Below are 17,128 nucleotides of genomic sequence, written 5' to 3' on the forward strand. Positions count from 1 at the left end.
GCGTCACGATGGAGAACCGGGTCACCCGCCGTCACAATGGTGACGTGGAGTGGTTCACGGCGGATGCGTACGGACTGAGCCGGTCGATCTTCCAGCGGGGGCTGGCCGCGCTCTACCTCGTGGCGTTCCTGGGAGCCGCCCTGCAGTTCCGGGCGCTGCTCGGGGAGCGCGGGATGCTCCCGGTGCCCCGGTACGTGGCGCGGGTGCCGTTTTGGCGGGCACCGAGCCTGTTCCAGCTCCACTACTCGGACCGGTTCTTCGCACTCTGCGCGTGGGCGGGCTGCGCGGTCGCGGTGGCGCTGCTCGCGGGCGCCGACCATCTGCTGCCGCTCTGGGGCGCCATGGCACTGTGGCTGATCCCCTGGGCGCTGTACCTGTCCATTGTGAACGTCGGCCAGACCTGGTACGGCTTCGGCTGGGAGTCGCTCCTCCTGGAGGTGGGGTTCCTCGCGGTCTTCCTCGGCAACGACCGCGTCGCGCCACCCGTCCTCGTGCTCTTCCTGCTGCGCTGGGTGCTCTTTCGCGTGGAGTTCGGCGCGGGACTGATCAAGATGCGGGGCGACGCGTGCTGGCGCGAGCTCACCTGCCTGTACTTCCACCACGAGACGCAGCCGATGCCGGGCCCGCTGAGCTGGTTCTTCCACCACCTGCCCAAGCCCGTGCACCGCGTGGAGGTCGCGGCCAACCACGTGACCCAGCTCGTCGTGCCGTTCCTGCTCTTCGCTCCCCCGCCCGTGGCGACCGCCGCCGCCTGCCTGATGATCGTCACCCAGCTGTGGCTCGTCCTGTCGGGCAACTTCTCCTGGCTGAACTGGATCACCGTCGTCGTCGCGGTGTCCGCCCTCGACCTCTCCCCCTGGCACACCCCGGCGCAGTACGCCCCGGCGCCGCTCTGGTACGAGGTGGTGGTCACGGCCGTCACCGCGTTGCTCCTGGCCCTCAGTTACCGCCCGGTGCGCAATCTGCTGTCCCGGCGCCAGGTCATGAACCGCTCGTTCGACCCGCTGCACCTCGTCAACGCCTACGGCGCGTTCGGCAGCGTCAGCCGCGTGCGCCAGGAGATCGTCGTGGAGGGCACGGCGGATCCGGTGCCGCGCGCGGACTCCGCATGGCTCGCGTACGAGTTCAAGGGCAAGCCGGGGGACGTGCGCCGCTGGCCGCGCCAGTTCGCGCCGTACCACCTGCGGCTGGACTGGATGATGTGGTTCGCCGCGCTCTCCCCCGCCTACGCCCGCTCCTGGTTCGGCCCGCTGGTGGAGCGCCTGCTGGACGGCGACCGCGACACGCTGCGGCTGCTGCGCGCCTCCCCGTTCCCGCCCGGGGCGCCCCCCGCGTACATCCGCGCCCGGCTGTACCGCTACCGGTACACGACCTGGCGCGAGCTGCGCGAGACGGGCGCCTGCTGGGAGCGGACCTACGTCCGCGAGTTCCTGGCGCCGACACGGCTCGCCGTGTCGGAGCAGAGGCGGTAGGCGCGCCGCGCCGGGGCGGCGGGGCGGGTCGGGCACCGGCGGTGTCATGCCGGTGCCCGTGGGGCGCCTGCTAGTCGGCGCGCCGTCCGAAGCGCAGGGTGACCAGCTCGAAGGGGCGCAGCCGTACCGCCACCGTGTCGCCCGAGAGCGCCGGGGGCGTGGCGTCGGCCAGCGGGCGTTCCAGGAGGTCGGTCACGGTGACGTCCGCCGCCAGGAAGCCCAGGGCCAGCGTGGCCTTCGCGCGGCCGCCGTACGCCTCGTGGAAGCGGACGACCACGTCCCCGCTGCCGTCGTCGGCGAGCTTGACCGCCGTGACGACGACCGCGTCGTTGTCCACGCTCACCAGGGGAGCCACCGCGCGGCCGCCGGCCAGCCGGCGCTCGGGCAGGTTGACGCGGTAGCCCTCGCGCACCGCGTCGCCGATGTCGGCGCCCGGCACCAGCGCGTGCCGGAAGCGGTGCACGCCCTGGTCCGTCTCGGGGTCGGGGAAACGGGGGGCGCGCAGCAGCGAGACACGTACCGTCGTGGTCGTGCCCGCGTCCTCGGCGCGCACCGTACGGGTGACGTCGTGGCCGTACGTCGAGTCGTTGACCAGGGCGACGCCCCAGCCCGGCTCCTCGATGTGCACGAAGCGGTGGTTGCACGCCTCGAACTTGGCGGCCTCCCAGCTCGTGTTGGTGTGCGTGGCGCGGTAGTAGTGGCCGAACTGCGTCTCCGACGCGTAGCGCTCCGCGTGGACGTCCAGCGGGAAGGCGAGCTTGAGGAACTTCTCCGTCTCGTGCCAGTCGACCTCGGTGTCGATGTCGAGGCGTCGCGCGCCGGGCGCCAGGGACAGCACCTGCGTCATGCGGGAGTCGCCGAAGGTGCGCGCGATCCGGACCGACGCGCCCTCCCCGGCCGCGACCTCATCGGCCCGCGTGAGGTCGGTGACGGTGTTGCGGTAGAACTCGTCGACGTCCCACGCGTCCCACATGTTGGGGAAGTCGGCGTGGAGCTGCGGCAGGTTCAGCGCCTGCCCCGGGGCGACGCTCTCGCGGTCGGCCACCAGGTCGTACGCGGAGACGACCAGGCCCCGGGCGTCGATCTCGACCCGCAGCAGGCCGTTGTCCAGGACGAAGCCCCCCTGGGCGCGCGAGGCGATCGCCGCCTCGCCGTCGCTCGTCGCGGGGGCGGCGCCGCCGGCGGGCACCCCGTGGCGGCTGTGCGGCGTGGAGTTGAAGACCAGGGCGTCGGTGCCCTCGCCCGCGAGGGCGCGCTGGGCCGTGTCGATGATGCCGTTCAGTTCCCGTGCGAGCGCCGCGTAGGTCGCGCGGGCCTCCCGGTGCACCCAGGCGATGGACGAGCCGGGCAGGATGTCGTGGAACTGGTGGAGCAGCACCGTCTTCCAGATGCGGTCCAACTGCTCGTAGGGGTAGGCGTATGCGGCGCAGCGGACGGCGGCCGTCGCGGCCCACAGCTCCGCCTCCCGCAGCAGGTGCTCGCTGCGGCGGTTGCCCTGCTTGGTGCCGGCCTGGCTGGTGAGGGTCGCGCGGTGCAGCTCCAGGTACAGCTCGCCCACCCAGACGGGGGCGTTCGGGTACTCGGCCTCGGCCTTCTCGAAGAACTGCGCGGGAGTCTCCCAGCGGACGGTCGCCGACCCCTCCAGGTCGCGCAGACGAGCGGCCTTGGCGATCATCTCGCGGGTGGTGCCGCCGCCTCCGTCGCCCCAGCCGGTGGGCGCCAGGGAGTGCCGGGCGACGCCCTTGTCCTTGAAGTTCTTCGCCGCGTGGGCGATCTCGCTGCCCTTCATGGAGCAGTTGTAGGTGTCGACGGGCGGGAAGTGCGTGAAGATCCGCGTCCCGTCGATGCCCTCCCAGTGGAAGGTGTGGTGCGGGAAGCGGTTGGTCTGCGACCACGAGATCTTCTGGGTGAGCAGCCACTTGGAGCCGGCCGCCTTGATGATCTGCGGGAGTCCGGCCGCGAAGCCGAAGGTGTCGGGCAGCCACGCCTCGTCGTTCTCGACGCCGAATTCGTCGAGGAAGAACCGTTTGCCGTGCACGAACTGACGGGCCATCGCCTCCGAGCCCGGCATGTTCGTGTCCGACTCGACCCACATGCCGCCCGCCGGCACGAACCGCCCGTCGGCGACGGCCTTCTTGACCTTCGCCCACACCTCGGGCCGGTGCTCCTTGGTCCACGCCCACTGCTGGGCCTGGGACATGGCGAAGACGAAGTCCGGCTCGTCGTCGAGGAGCGCGGTCATGTTGGACGTCGTCCGCGCGACCTTGCGCACCGTCTCGCGCAGCGGCCACAGCCAGGCGGAGTCGATGTGGGCGTGGCCGACGGCGCTGATGCGGTGCGCGGAGGGCTCGGCGGGCTTGGCGAGGACGTCTTCGAGCAGCGCGCGGGCTGCGGCGGCCGTGCCGTTCACGTCCTGGAGGTCGACGGCGTCGAGCGCCCTGCCGATCGCGCGCACGATGTCGTGGCGGCGCCCGGAGTCGGCGGGCAGCTCGTGCATCAGCTCGCCGAGCACCTCCAGGTCGATGACGAGCTGCCACACCGTCTCGTCGAGGACGGCGAGGTCCATGCGCGCCAGCTTGTACTGGGGTTCGCTGCCCGCGGTCTCCTTGTCGCCCAACCGGGTGGGAAGGAAGGGGTGGTAGTCGAGGATGACGGGGTTGGACGCGGCCTCGATGTGCAGCCGCACCTCTTCGCCGCCCTCGGCGGGGGCGGCGATCCGCACCCACTGGTTGCGCGGGTTGAGGCCCTTCACGGGGGTGCCGTCGGGACGGTAGACGAGGCCCTCGCACTGGAAGCCCGGCATGTTCTCGTCGAAGCCGAGGTCGAGGACCGCCTCGACGGTCCTGCCCGCCCACTCCTTCGGCACCTTCCCGGTCACCCGGAACCAGCTGGTCCCCCACGGCGCGCCCCACCGCTCCCCGACGGCGGTCGGCACCGGCTCGGCGGCCAGCCCTTCGGCGACCGGCACGGGCTCACCCGGCGCGTTCCACACCGCGACGTCCAGCGGTACGGAGGCCGGATACACGGCGGGCCTGATGCGCTCGTCCAGAACGCGCTTGAGGCGGGCTTCGACCAGGGTGCGGTCGTCATGCATGAGGATCTCCCAGGAGAGGGGTGAAATTCTTGGGCCCGTCCGGTGGTTGAGACGAGCGCGGGGCGCGGTCTGCGGAGGCTGTACCGGCCTAACGGACCTCCTCCGGTGTCACGATGTCCGTGATGCCCCGCGCGGCGAGATGCTCCGCGTCGGCGGTCCGGCTCGCGAGGACGGTCGTCGGCCGGACGCCGTCCTGGGTGAGGCGGGCGAACGCCTCGAACACCGGCCCGCCGGGCGCACACGCCGACCGCCGCTCCAGGGCGTCGTCCACGACGAGCGCGGTGGTCCGGGTCGCCGGTGCGTACGTACGGCCCCGCCACTCCTTGGCGAGGCGTGCGACGGCCGCCCCGGCGGGCTTGACGCGGCCGTCGTTGGTGAGCAGACCCAGGCTGTACTCCAGCTCCGGGAAATCGGCGAGGCCGCGCGAGACGTCGTGGGAGCACCACCACGTCACGCCCCACACGTCCCGGCAGTCGAGCGCGGCCTCGATCGTGTCCTCGGTGAAGGAGGCCGCGTGCTCGGCGGGGATCAGCGGCGCGGGCGCGCCGACCTCCTGGAGCCAGACGGGCCGGCGCGGGTCGAGCGCCCAGGCCTTGGACAGCTCGATCAGGTACGCGGCGTGGGCGCGGGTGGCGGTGCCGGTGCGCCCGTGGCGCTGGGCGGTGCCGTTGAAGACCCAGGAGTGCACGGCGGTCATGGCGCCGAGCCGGGCGGCCTGGGCCGGGGTGAAGGGCTGGTCGTCCTGGTACCAGGCGGCGTCGTACTCGGCGTGCAGGTGCGGTTTGCCGGGGGCGCCCTCCTCACAGGCGGCGAGGACGGTGCGCAGCCAGGCCTCGGCCTGTCGGGGGGTGACGCGGTCGGGGTCGGGGTGGGGGCCGGCCGAGAACTGGTTGATCTCGTTGCCGATGGTCATGCCGATGAAGTTCGGCCGGTCGGCGAGCGCGGCGGCGAGGGTGCGGAGGTAGGCGGCCTGCGCGGCCACCACGTCCGGGTCGGTGAAGAGGTTGCGCCGGTGCCAGGTCTGCGTCCAGGCGGGCAGGAAGTCGAAGCTGGACAGGTGGCCCTGGAGGCCGTCGACGCTGACGTCCAGGCCGCGTTCGCCTGCCGCGTCGGCGAGTTGGACCAGCTGCTCGACGGCGCGGGGGCGGATCAGGGTGCGGTTGGGCTGGAAGTACGGCCAGACGGGGAAGACCCGTACATGGTCGAGGCCGAGCGCGGCGATCGCGTCGAGGTCGGCGCGCACGGCGTCGAGGTCGAAGTCGAGCCAGTGGTGGAACCACCCCTGGGCGGGCGTGTAGTTGGCGCCGAAGCGCGGCGTGCCCGAAGGCGCTGGAGAAGGCAAGGCGGATCCTGGTTCTGGAGGAGGAGGCAGGTGGCTCAGCCCTTGACCGCGCCTTCGCCGACGCCGCGGAAGAAGTACCGTTGGAGGCACGCGAAGAGGACGATCAGCGGCAGTACGGCGATGACCGTGCCCGCGGCGACGAGGCGTTCGTCGTTGGCGAAGGTGCCGTGCAGGTAGTTCAGGCCGATGGTGAGCGTGAACCGCTCCGGGTCGCTGAGCACGATGAGCGGCCACAGGAAGTCGTCCCAGGCGCCCATGAAGGCGAAGATCGCGACGACCGCGAGCGTGCCCTTGACGGCGGGCAGCGCGATCCGGGTGAAGCGCTGCCAGACGTTCGCGCCGTCCACGAACGCGGCTTCCTCGATCTCGTGGGGCACGTTGAGGAAGGCGTTGCGCATCAGCAGGACGTTGAGCGCGGAGACGCAGCCGGGCAGCAGTACGCCGATGAGGGTGTTGTTCAGGCCCAGCTCACGCATCGTCGTGAACTGGGCGATGATGATGCCCTCGACGGGCACCAGCATGGCCAGGATGAAGACGAGGGTGGCCGCCTTGCGGCCGCGGTAGCGCAGGCGGGCCAGGGCGTAGCCGGCGAGGGCGGCGCCGACGCAGTTGGTGACCACGTTGGCGGCGGCCACCTTCAGGGAGTTGAGGGCGTAGTCCCAGACGGGGATGGTGTCGGCGACCCGCTCGTAGTTGTGGAGGGTGGGGTCGGAGGGCAGGAACTTCGGCGGGGAGCCGAAGATGTCCTCGTGCGGCCCCTTCAGGGACGTGGACAGCTGCCACAGGAACGGGCCGATCATCAGCGCCAGGACGGCGAGCAGCAGTACGTAGCGCAGGACGACCTCCCAGACGGGCATCCGGCGGCCGTTCTCGTCGGTGATCCGGCGACCGGGCGCGGCACGCGGCGCGCGCTCCTCCGCCGCCGCCACCGCCGCGGGAAGCTTCTCGGTGGTGCTCACGCGTCCTCCTTCCGGTCCGCCCGCAGCACGAGCAGCATGAGCACGACGGTGACGGCGAAGACGACCACCGAGATCGCCGAGGCGTAGCCGACCCGTCCGGTCAGGCCGGTGCCCGTGCGCTGCACGAGCATCACCAGCGTGGTGTCCTCGCCCGCCGGGCCGCCGGTGGGCCCCGCCATCAGGTACACCTCGGAGAACACCTTGAAGGCGGCGACCGCGGAGAGCGCGCCGACGAGCACCATGGTGGAGCGCACGGCGGGCACGGTGACGCTGAAGAAGCGGCGTACCGCCCCCGCGCCGTCGACCGCCGCCGCCTCGTGCAGCTCACGCGGCACGTTGGCGAGCGCCGCCAGGTAAATGATCATGTAGTAGCCGAGGCCCTTCCAGACCGTGACGGCCATGGCGCTGAACAGCAGCAGCCACTGGTCGTCGAGGAAGCCGACCTTGCCGACACCCACCGCCTCCAGGACCGCGTTGACCAGTCCCCGCTCGTCCAGCATCCACACCCAGATCAGGCCGACGACGACGATGGAGGCGACCACCGGGGTGTAGAAGGCGGAGCGGAAGAAGGTGATGCCGGGGATGTGCTTCTGGACGAGCATCGCGAGCAGCAGCGGCAGCAGGACGAGGGCGGGGACGACCACGAGGACGTACAGCGTGCTGTTGCGCAGGCCGATCCAGAACATGTCGTCGTGCAGCAGCTCACGGAAGTTGGCGAGGCCCACGTACTCGCCGGGGATCAACGTCCTTTTGTCGGTGAAGGAGTTGTTCAGGGTGCTGACGAACGGATAGAGGCTGAAGACGGCGACGACCGCGAGCCCGGGGGCGGCGAACAGCCAGGGGCTGGTGGGGAGTTGTCGCCTGATCCGGGCGGAACGGCGGTCGACGGGCCGCCCGTCGGCCGCCCCTGGGGCGCGGCGGCCCGCGCCCGGCAGTCCGGTGGCTGTGGTGGTCTTCATGGCTGATGATCCCTGCTCATGGCCCGGCACGGCGCCGACGTTCTCTGGTCCTGGCTCGGCACAGCGCCGACGCCCCCTTGGTCGTGGCTCGGCACAGCGCCGACGCCCCCTTGGTCGTGGCTCGGCACGGCGCCGGCGCTCAGCTCTGCTTCAGCAGTCGGTCACAGTTCTTGACAGCGTTGTCAAGCGCTTCCCGGGGGCTTTCCTTGCCCTGGAGCGCCTTGGCGACGGAGTTGCGCAGCTCGACCTTCATCTGCTCGCTGAACAGGACCGGCGTGTAGTTCACCGCGGTCTTGATGGACTTCGCGGCGGCGACGCGGACCCGCGTCTCCTCCTTGCCGTCCTGCCGGGTGAAGTAGGGGTCGTCGAGGGAGCCCCGCGTGCTGGGGAAGATCGCGACCTTCTTGGCGAACGCCATCTGGTGCTCGGCGTCGGTGACGAAGTGCGCGAAGGCGACGGCGGCCGGCGTCTGCTTGGTGCGGGCGTTGACCATGACGCCCATGACGTACATGTTGTCCTTGCCGGTGTTGCTGATCTGCGGGGTGATGCCGATGTTCTTGTAGAGCTTCGGGGCGTCCTTCTTGAACTTCTCCAGGTCCAGGGCGCTGCCGGGGTTCATCGCCACGGCCTCGGTGAGGAACTTCTTGCCGGTGGACTCCGGGGTCGCGGTCAGCGCCTGCCCGTCCAGCGCCTTGGCGTCGTACAACTTCTTGTACCGGGTGAGCAGTTCGACGCCCTTGGCGTCGTTGAACGCGAAGCCGGTGCCTTCCTCGTTCATCAGGGGCACGCCGTAGCGCCCGAAGTCCTCGATGGTGGGGACGTTGGCGAGCGTGGCCACCTTGCCGTCGCTCCTCTTCGCGAGCCGCAGCGCCTGGTCGAAGAGCTGGTCGTACGTCTTCGGGGGCTTGTTCTCGTCCAGGCCCGCGTCCTTGAAGAGGCGCTTGTTGTAGAAGAGCGGCCCGGTGTTGAGGTACCACGGGAAGGCGTAGGTGCCCTCCGTGCCCGGTATCTGGTGGCTCTTCCAGGCCCCGGGGAGGTACTCCTTCTCGTACTTGCCCGCGGCCTTGTCGAGGTCGAGCGCGAGGCCGGCCTTGGCGAGCGGGGCGACCAGGTCGGGCGAGACGTTCACGACGTCGGGCAGGGTGCCCGCGGCGGCGTCGGCGCTGATCTTGTCGGCGTAGCCCTCGCCGGGCTGGTCGATCCACTTGACGTCGGTGCCGGGGTACTTGTCCTCGAACTCGGCGACGAGGCCCTCGAAGTAGGGCTTGAAGTTGGCCTTCAGGTTCCAGGTCTGGAAGGTGATCTCACCTTCGATCTTGCCCGACGCGTCCGTGGAGCCACCGCCGTCGTCGCCGTCGCCACAGGCGCTCAGCGGCAGCAGGACGGCGAGGACGGCGCCCGCGGCGACCGCTCTGCGGGGAATACGGGAGATACGCACGGTGAAACGGCTCCTTTGCTCGGCCCAGCGCGAGACGGCGGTGACTGCGGCCGGCCAGGCCGGGCAATCGGCGCCGAGGCAGACCCTGCATCCAACCGTGGCGCGAAGTCAATGGATTCGGGGAGGCGAAATCGAAGATCCGTCGAACTGTGCGTCAACAGGCCAGGTCAGGTACGTGCGTTGCCGGTCTTGCGGTGAAGAACTAATGCGCTTTAGGGTCTGATCGCTCAAGCGCTTTAGTGCGTGGCCGCTTTTGTACGCGGCGCCAGGAAAGGGGCAAGGGTGCAAGGCAAGCGGTCACCGGCACGCCGGCCCACCATGAAGGACATCGCGCGCCGCGCCGGGGTCTCCGAGAGCGCCGTCTCCTTCGCGCTCAACGACCGGCCCGGCGTCTCGGACCTCACCCGCGACCGGGTGCGCAGGGTCGCGGAGCAGCTCGGCTGGCGGCCCAGCACGGCGGCGCGCGCCCTGTCCGGCGAGGGGTCGGCGACGGTCGGCCTGGTCGTGGCGCGGCCCGCGGCGACCCTGGGCGTCGACTCCTTCTTCCTCCAGCTGATCTCCGGCGTCCAACAGGTGCTGGCCGAGCGGCACTTGGGGCTGCTCTTCCAGGTGGTGGAAGACGTGGCCGCCGAGTGCGCGGTGTACCGCCGGTGGTGGGCCGAGCACCGGGTGGACGGTGTGCTGGTGGTGGACCCGCGCACGGACGACCCCCGGCCCGCGCTCCTGGACGAACTGGGGCTGCCCGCCGTGGTGACGGGCGGCGTGCCCGACCCCGACGCCGCCCACCCGGGGCTGTCGACCGTGTGGGCGGACGACGCGGGGGCCATGGCGTCGGTCGTGGGCCATCTCCACGCGCTCGGCCATCGCCGCATCGTGCACATCGCGGGCCTGGCGGGGCTCGCCCACACCGAGCGCCGCATCCGCACCCTGCGCGCGGAGGCGGCGAGCCGGGGGCTTTCCGGGGTGCGTTCGGTGCCGACCGACTACTCCGACGCCGAGGGCGCCGCCGTGACCCGGCGCGTGCTGCGGTCCGCCGAGCCGCCGACGGCCCTGGTGTACGACAACGACGTGATGGCCGTGGCCGGGGTCGCCGCCGCGGCCTCCCTGGGTTTCACCGTGCCGGGCGACGTGTCGGTGGTGGCCTGGGAGGACTCGGCGCTGTGCCGCATGGTGCATCCGTGGCTCACGGCCCTGTCCCGGGACACCGTGGCGTTCGGGCGTACTGCGGCCCGCGAGCTGCTGGCCCTCCTCGACGACGGGCCGGCGGCGACCGTGCAGGTGCCGCTGCCGCGGCTCATCGAGCGGGAGAGCACGGGGCCGGTACGGGGCGGGTGAACGCGCCCGGGCACTGTCATCCTGGAGTGCCGCCCGGGCCGGGGCCGGTCATGCGCCCGGCCGCACCGGGCGCGCGGCAAGGCCCACGGGCGAGGAAGGTGGACGAACATGCCTCGCTCCCATCGGCGGAAGGACACGACGCATGGCGGACCACTTCCCCACCGTCGGTGTCGAGGAGGAGTACTTCCTCGTCGACGCCTCGCAGCGCACCGTGGCCGCGGCGGCGCCCCTGGTCCTGGCCCGCGCGAGGCCGGCGCTCGGGGACCTGGTGTCGGGTGAGGCCTCGGCGTACCAGGTGGAGGGCAAGACACCCCCCTGCCGGACCCTGGACGGGCTCCGCGACGAGCTGCGACGGGTGCGCGGTGCCCTGGTCGCCGCGGCGGCGCGGGAGGGCCTGCGTCCCGTCGCCTCGGGCACACCGCTGCTGGGCATGCGCACGCCGGTACCGCTCAACGGCGACCCGCACTACCTCCCCCAGTTCGAGATGTACCGCTCCCTGTACGACACCTTCGCCTTCTGCGGGCTGCACGTGCACGTCCAGGTCCCCGACCGGGAGACCGCCGTCCTGGTCGGCAATCATCTGCGGCCCTGGCTGCCCGTCCTGGTGGCGCTCTCGGCGAACTCGCCCTTCTGGGAGGAGCGGGACAGCGGCTACTGCAGCTGGCGCACGCTCGGCTCCGCGCGCTGGCCCGTGGCCGGTCCCCCGCCGTACTTCTCCTCGGCCGCGCACTACGACGCGCTGGCCGTCTCGCTCCAGGAGGCCGGCGCGACCCGCGGGGAACGCTCCCTGTACTGGGACGTGCGGCCGTGCGCGCATCTGCCCACCGTGGAGATCAGGGCGATGGACGTGCCCGCGACCGTCGAGGAGGCGGCGGTCCTCGCGGTGCTGGTGCGGGCGCTGGTCGTACGGGCCCTGGAGCGGGTGCGGGGCGGCGACCCCGGGCCCGCCATGGAGGAGGCGCTGCTGCGGGCCGCGTACTGGCGCTGTGCCCGCGACGGTCTGGGCGGCCAGGGCCTGGACCCGCGGACCAACCGGCTCGTGCCGGTCGCCCACCAGGTCAGACGGCTTGTGGAGCACGTCAGGCCGGTTCTGGAGGAGCATCACGAGCTGCCCCGGGTGCGGGCGGTGCTGCGCCACCTCCTCACGCACGGCGGCGGCGCCGAACGCCAGCGCGCCGTGCACGCGCGCGGGGGCAGCCTGCGCGACGTCGTCGACGACCTCGCCGCCCGCACGGCCGCGGGCCGGACGCCGGACGCCTCGCACCGGCCGAGGCTGCCCGGCACCGAGCGGACGGCGGCGAACTGACGCCCCCGGGCGGAAGGAGCGGACCGGGCGGCCACGGCAGGTGGGCCAGGTCGGCAGGAGCGGCTCCGCCTCGTGCCGGCCGGTCGAAGGTCCCGCGCGGCTCGGGGTGGTAACCGGCCATGGTCGCGAACAGGTGCGCGTCCTCGCCGGCGTCCCTCCCAGCCGGCGGCCAGGGGGAGTCAGCCGCCATCGGGGCGCTCTGCCTCGAGGGCGGCCAGGCGGGTGGCCGCGGCGTCGGCTTCGGCGGCGCCGATCCGCGTATAGATGGCCACCGCCTGCCGCAGATCGGCGAGGGCGGCTTGTCGTCGGCCGTCGAGCTCCCGGCTGTGGGCCGCTCCTTCGAGTGCGTGCGCTTCGTCCAAAGGGCTGCGCACCAGGCGCGCCAGGCGCAACGCCGCCAGATGTGCCTCCAGCGCGGCGCGCGGTCCCGCGGTCTCGGCGAGAAGGGCTCCCCTGCTGTTCAGTACCTCCGCCTCGCCCTGCCGATCTCCCATGTCCTTGAACAGGCCGAGAGACAGGTCCAGCAGGTCGAGGGCTTCGGCCAGGCTTCCTCTGCGGTGGTGGGCCACACCGATGCCGTGCAGGGTGTGGGCTTCGCCCGGGCGGGCTCCCAGCGCGCGGTACAGGGCGAGGGCCTCGGTCAAGAGGGCGGCCGCTTCCTCGTGGTCCCCGGTGCGCAGCCGGACCCGGCCGAGGCTGCGCAGGGCATTGGCCTGACCGTGCCGGGCGCCGAGGGAGCGGAAGAGCCGCAGCGCCTCGTGCAGCACGGCGGAGGCCGACGCGTACTCCCCTGTCAGCAGCCGCACTTGGCCGAGGTTGCGCAGGGCGTGGGCCTCGCCGATGGGAGCGCTCAACTCCCGGTACAGAGCGAGCGCTTCTTCCAGGATTCCGGCCGCTGAGGCGTAGTCGCCGGTCATTTCCCGTACGCGGCTGAGGGCCCACAGCGTATTGGTCTCGCCCAGCCGGGTGCCCAGTGCGCGGAAGATGGCGAGGGCCTCTTCCAGCGACTCGGCGGCGGCCTCGTAGTCCCCGGTGGCCCGCCGCAACCGCCCCAGATCGTGCAGGGTGTTGGCCTCGCCGTTGCGGTCGCCCAGCGCCCGGTACAGGCGCAGCGCCCGTGCCAGGACGGCCGTGGCGGTGGCGTAGTCGCCGGTGAGCTGGACGATCCAGCCCTGCGTCCGCAGCGTGTTCGCCTCGCCGAGACGGCTGTGCTGCGCGCGGTACAGCCGCAGCGCCTGCTCCAACAGGGGCTGTGCGCCCGCGTAGTCCCCGGTGACCTGTCTGACCCACCCGAGGTCGCGCAGGGTATTGGCCTCGCCGAGAGGGTCGCGCGCGGTGCGGAAGAGTGCCAACGCCTGTGCCAGCGCGGGTTCCGCGGCCGCGTAGTCGCCGGTCAGTTGCAGGGCGCGCCCGAGGTCGCGCAGGGCGTTCGCCTCGTCGTGGGGGTCGTGGTGCCGTGCGGCGGCGGCCGCGGCCCGGTGCAGTGCGACTGCTTGCGGCCAGGGTCCTTCCCGGTGCAGAAAGGCCGCCAGGAGATGCGTGAGCGACACGGCGTCCGAGGGCCGCGGACCGGTGAGCCCTTTCTTGACGCAGGCCAGCAGGTTGGGGCGTTCGGTGCGCATCCAGGCCAGGGCCTGTTCCCGGCTCCCGAAGGCCGGTGGCTCCGCGCCCGTGTCGGAAGGGCCGCTGTCGCCGGGGCGCGGCGTGGTCGTGAGCTTCTGATCCGCCCGGTGGGCGGCACGCCGGTAGTGGCCGAAGAGGCGCTCCAGCGCCTGGGCCCGGTCGGCGCGGGGCTCGCCCTCGGCCAGCGTGGCGGCGTACGCGCGCAGGAGGTCATGGGCGCGATAGCGGTACGGCGCGGGGGATTCGACCAGGTGATCGACGTAGAGGGCTTCCATCTGCCGGCGTACGACGGTCAGGGGGAGGTCGCCGAGAGCGGCGGCGGCGTGCAGGTCCAGGTCGCGCCCGGGGTGCAGGCCCAGGCGGCGGAACAGGTGCTGTCTCTCGGCGGGCAGCACGAGGTAGGACAGGTCGAAGGCGGCGCGCACCGCGCGGTCCCCCGCCTCCAGTTCCCCCAGCCTGTCCTGGGCGGCCGCGAACTCTTCGAGGAAGGCCGCGAGAGGCCAGGCGGGGTGGTGGGCGAGCCGTGCTCCCAGCAGGGTGATGGCCAGGGGAAGGAACCCGCACAGACGCACCGCCTCCGCGACCGCGCCGGCGTTCGACGCGTCGAGTGCGCGGCGAGCCACCCGGGTGAACAGGGCGGCGGCGGTGTCGGGCGGCAGCGGCTCGACGGAGAGCGGCCTGGCCCCGTCCAGAGCCAATAAGCGGCGGCGGCTCGTGACCAGGACGAGGCAGCCGTCGGACGCCGGCAGGAGCGGTTCGACCTGCGCGGCGCCCACGGCGTTGTCCAGCACGAGCAGGACCCGTTTGCCGGCCAGCCGGTCACGCCACAGGGCGGAGCGCGCCTGGAGGCCGTCGGGGAGGTACTGGGGGGCGACGCCGACGCCGTACAGCAGCGTCGCGAGAACGTCGGCCGGTTCGGCGGCGGGCTGCCCCGGTGTGTGGCCGTACAGGTCGACGAACAGCCGGCCGTCGGGGAAGCGGTCGGCCAGCAGGTGGGCCGCCCGCGTCACCAGGGCGGTCTTGCCGACCCCCGGCATCCCGTCCACCGTGTGCACACTCACCACGCGCGTCCCGCCCGGGTCCGCGGCCCGCAGCAACGAACGCAGTTCCTGATCCCGGCCGGTGAAGGCCGCGACGTCCCGGGGCAGGGTGTGGAGCGCGGTCACCGGGGCGGGAGCGGCATACGTGACGTGGTGCAGGTCCCGCCCCGCCATGTACACACGGGACTGGTCGTGGGCGCTCGCTTCGACGCGGACCCGCCACTCCTCGCCCTCCTCGGCGGCGGACGCGTTCACGAACCCGTGACGTGCTGATCTCTGTCGGCCATGACGCCCCTGTCGTCTCCGTGGGCGGGTGTTCCCGCACCGTCCGGGACGCCCCATCATCTCCGGCGGGATGCGGGGGCAACAAGGGGACGTCCGCGGGCGAAGGTGGCGTTCACATGAATCACCCGGTGGCCGCTGGGTACTGACGGGAGATGGCGGCGGGCAGCGGACGGCCGTGGAGGGGACGGCCGTCCGGGCCGGTCGCCGGCCCGGAGAGGGGCCCGGACGCGCCTGCGCCCCTCGCCGTGAGGGCGGGGGGCGCTGGGCGAAGCGGACGGACCGGAGCGGTGCCGGTCAGTCGATGCCGGGGAGGATGTGGGGCTCGGCGAGGTCGTCCTCGTAGCCCGCGAGGCGAATGGGGGCCGCCTTGGACCACGCCTCCAGGTTGCGGAGCTTGTGGGGTCTCACGGCCCGCTCGCCGCCGCGTTCCGCCGGTCGTTTCTCGTGCTTCGTCAGTTCTGGTGTCACCGCGCACTCCTTTGTGTCGCGTAAGGGAAGGCCAAGGGCAGTACGGTCGCGGTGGCGCCGATATGTGGCGGGACCGCGGCCGTGGTCGCCGGCCTGTCCCCGGGGCGGCCGAAGGATGCTTGTGGATCCCTCGTGGCCGCCCGTTCGACCCAGGTTAACCAAATGAGCGCGCCTGTGCTCGATGGAAGCTCAAGACCAGGCAAATTCCGGACAGCGGAAGGGGCCCGGACCAGGGACGCCGCGACCTGCTGTGACGGCTACCACTTGCCGGGCGCGTAGTCCTTGAGGAAGACCCCGTACAGGTCCTCGCCGGCCTGGCCGCGCACGATCGGGTCGTAGACCCGGGCCGCGCCGTCGATCAGGTCCAGCGGGGCGTGGAAGCCCTCCTCCGCGAGGCGCATCTTGTCGGGGTGCGGGCGCTCGTCGGTGATCCAGCCGGTGTCGACCGCCGTCATCAGGATGCGGTCCTTCTCGAACATCTCCTGCGCGCTGGTGCGCGTCAGCATGTTCAGGGCGGCCTTGGCCATGTTGGTGTGCGGGTGGCCCGCGCCCTTGTAGCCGCGGCCGAAGACGCCCTCCATGGCGGAGACGTTCACGATGTAGGCGCGGCCCTCGTCGTTCGCCGCGGCGGCCGCCGCCATGGCGGGACGCAGGTGGCTGATGAGGATGAACGGCGCCGTGGAGTTGCACAGCTGGACTTCGAGCAGCTCGACCGGGCCGACCTCGTCGACGGTCTGGACCCAGCTGTTGGTGTCGTGCAGGTCGGGCACCAGGCCGCCCGCGTCGATCGCCGTACCCGCCGCGATGCGCTCCAAGGACGCCGAGCCGGTGACCAGAGCGAGTCCGGTGACGTCGTCGGCGGTCAGCGCGCCGCCCCCGACGACCGGCAGCGCGGCCACGGCGCCCGAGCCGAAGGTGCCGATCACCTCGGAGGCCGGCAGCTCACCGGCGGGCAGCGGCGCGGACTCGGCGGCGAGCAGCTCGCTGTAGGCCTGCGGGGAACGGCGTACGGTCTGCGCGGCGTTGTTGATCAGTACGTCGAGGGGCCCCTCGGCGGCGACCGACTCGGCGAGCGCGACGACCTGGGCCGGGTCGCGCAGGTCGATGCCGACGATCTTCAGCCGGTGGATCCACTCGTCGCTGTCGGGCATCGCCTTGAAGCGGCGGATCGCGTCGCTCGGGAAGCGGGTCGTGATCGTCGTGTGCGCGCCGTCCCGCAGCAGCCGCAGCGCGATGTACATGCCGATCTTGGCGCGGCCGCCGGTGAGCAGGGCGCGCTTGCCGCTCAGGTCGGTGCGGGCGTCGCGGCGCGCGCGGTTCTCGGCGGCGCACGCCTGGCAGAGCTGGTGGTAGAACGCGTCGACCTCGACGTACCGCGTCTTGCAGGTGTAGCAGGAACGCGGGCGCTGGAGTATCCCCGCGATCTCGCCCTGCGCCGAGGAGGAGGGCAGCACGCCGGCCGTCTCGTCGTCGATGCGGTCGGCGGAGCCGGTCGCGGTGGCCTCGGTGACCGCCCGGTCGTGGGCGGTCTTGGCGGCGCGGCGCTCCTGGCGACGGCGCTGCTTGACCGTGCGGTAGATCCCGGCCGTCGCCCGGCGCACCGCGATGGCGTCGGGGTGGTCGACGTCCAGCTTGTCCAGCTCGTCGAGCACGCTCAGGCAGACGGCGAGACGGTCCGGGTCGATGCCGGGACCGTACGCGACGGTCTCCTCCTGGCTTTCGTCTGTCACCGTCATCGCCGTTGCCCTCGTGTCATTCCGTGCCGCGGCGCGCCTGGTCGTCCGCGGAAGCTCCAAAAGCGGAACTT

The 17,128-nt window shown here is 72.2% G+C and carries 11 protein-coding genes; 3 read left to right on the forward strand and 8 right to left on the reverse strand.

Annotated elements, in window-relative coordinates; translation table 11 throughout:
• Positions 1 to 44 precede the first annotated feature (44 nt).
• On the forward strand, positions 45 to 1,472 hold the full coding sequence (locus ACZ516_RS08305) for a lipase maturation factor family protein (RefSeq protein WP_361086906.1): 1,428 nt from the start codon (positions 45 to 47) through the stop codon (positions 1,470 to 1,472).
• 70 nt (positions 1,473 to 1,542) lie between these two features.
• Here ACZ516_RS08305 and ACZ516_RS08310 read toward each other — a convergent pair whose 3' ends face one another.
• The 5 genes from ACZ516_RS08310 to ACZ516_RS08330 form a co-directional block, all read right to left on the reverse strand.
• The gene (locus ACZ516_RS08310; RefSeq protein WP_469009169.1) at positions 1,543 to 4,566 is read right to left on the reverse strand and encodes an alpha-mannosidase; all 3,024 of its coding nucleotides are present in this window, start codon (positions 4,564 to 4,566) and stop codon (positions 1,543 to 1,545) included.
• Positions 4,567 to 4,654: 88 nt separating this feature from the next.
• Positions 4,655 to 5,908: a glycoside hydrolase 5 family protein gene (locus ACZ516_RS08315; RefSeq protein ID WP_469009171.1), complete on the reverse strand. Its 1,254-nt coding sequence runs from the start codon at positions 5,906 to 5,908 to the stop codon at positions 4,655 to 4,657.
• A gap of 35 nt (positions 5,909 to 5,943) precedes the next feature.
• Complete coding sequence (locus tag ACZ516_RS08320) at positions 5,944 to 6,867, reverse strand: carbohydrate ABC transporter permease (protein ID WP_467466699.1); 924 nt, start codon at positions 6,865 to 6,867, stop codon at positions 5,944 to 5,946.
• Positions 6,864 to 7,826 (reverse strand): carbohydrate ABC transporter permease, encoded by a 963-nt coding sequence (locus ACZ516_RS08325; protein WP_469009172.1) that lies wholly within the window; start codon positions 7,824 to 7,826, stop codon positions 6,864 to 6,866. Before ACZ516_RS08325 ends, ACZ516_RS08320 begins: the two co-directional genes overlap by 4 nt.
• A 139-nt stretch (positions 7,827 to 7,965) precedes the next feature.
• Positions 7,966 to 9,264: an extracellular solute-binding protein gene (locus ACZ516_RS08330; protein ID WP_469009174.1), complete on the reverse strand. Its 1,299-nt coding sequence runs from the start codon at positions 9,262 to 9,264 to the stop codon at positions 7,966 to 7,968.
• A 318-nt stretch (positions 9,265 to 9,582) separates the two neighbouring features.
• Between ACZ516_RS08330 and ACZ516_RS08335 the strand changes: the two genes are divergently transcribed.
• Complete coding sequence (locus tag ACZ516_RS08335) at positions 9,583 to 10,599, forward strand: LacI family DNA-binding transcriptional regulator (protein ID WP_358585067.1); 1,017 nt, start codon at positions 9,583 to 9,585, stop codon at positions 10,597 to 10,599.
• 142 nt (positions 10,600 to 10,741) lie between these two features.
• Entirely contained in the window at positions 10,742 to 11,905 is a 1,164-nt protein-coding gene (locus ACZ516_RS08340; RefSeq protein WP_361086922.1) for a carboxylate-amine ligase, read from the forward strand.
• Between the two features lie 179 nt (positions 11,906 to 12,084).
• On the opposite strand, the gene ACZ516_RS08345 is transcribed toward ACZ516_RS08340, so the two are convergent.
• From ACZ516_RS08345 to ACZ516_RS08355, 3 genes are all read right to left on the reverse strand, one after another.
• Complete coding sequence (locus ACZ516_RS08345) at positions 12,085 to 14,823, reverse strand: ATP-binding protein (RefSeq protein ID WP_469009176.1); 2,739 nt, start codon at positions 14,821 to 14,823, stop codon at positions 12,085 to 12,087.
• 324 nt (positions 14,824 to 15,147) lie between these two features.
• Positions 15,148 to 15,321 (reverse strand): hypothetical protein, encoded by a 174-nt coding sequence (locus tag ACZ516_RS08350; RefSeq protein ID WP_358585063.1) that lies wholly within the window; start codon positions 15,319 to 15,321, stop codon positions 15,148 to 15,150.
• Between the two features lie 257 nt (positions 15,322 to 15,578).
• Positions 15,579 to 17,057 (reverse strand): SDR family NAD(P)-dependent oxidoreductase, encoded by a 1,479-nt coding sequence (locus tag ACZ516_RS08355; protein WP_361086925.1) that lies wholly within the window; start codon positions 17,055 to 17,057, stop codon positions 15,579 to 15,581.
• Between the last annotated feature and the right edge of the window lie 71 nt (positions 17,058 to 17,128).

Source organism: Streptomyces sp. NPDC034037 (genome assembly GCF_055575715.1).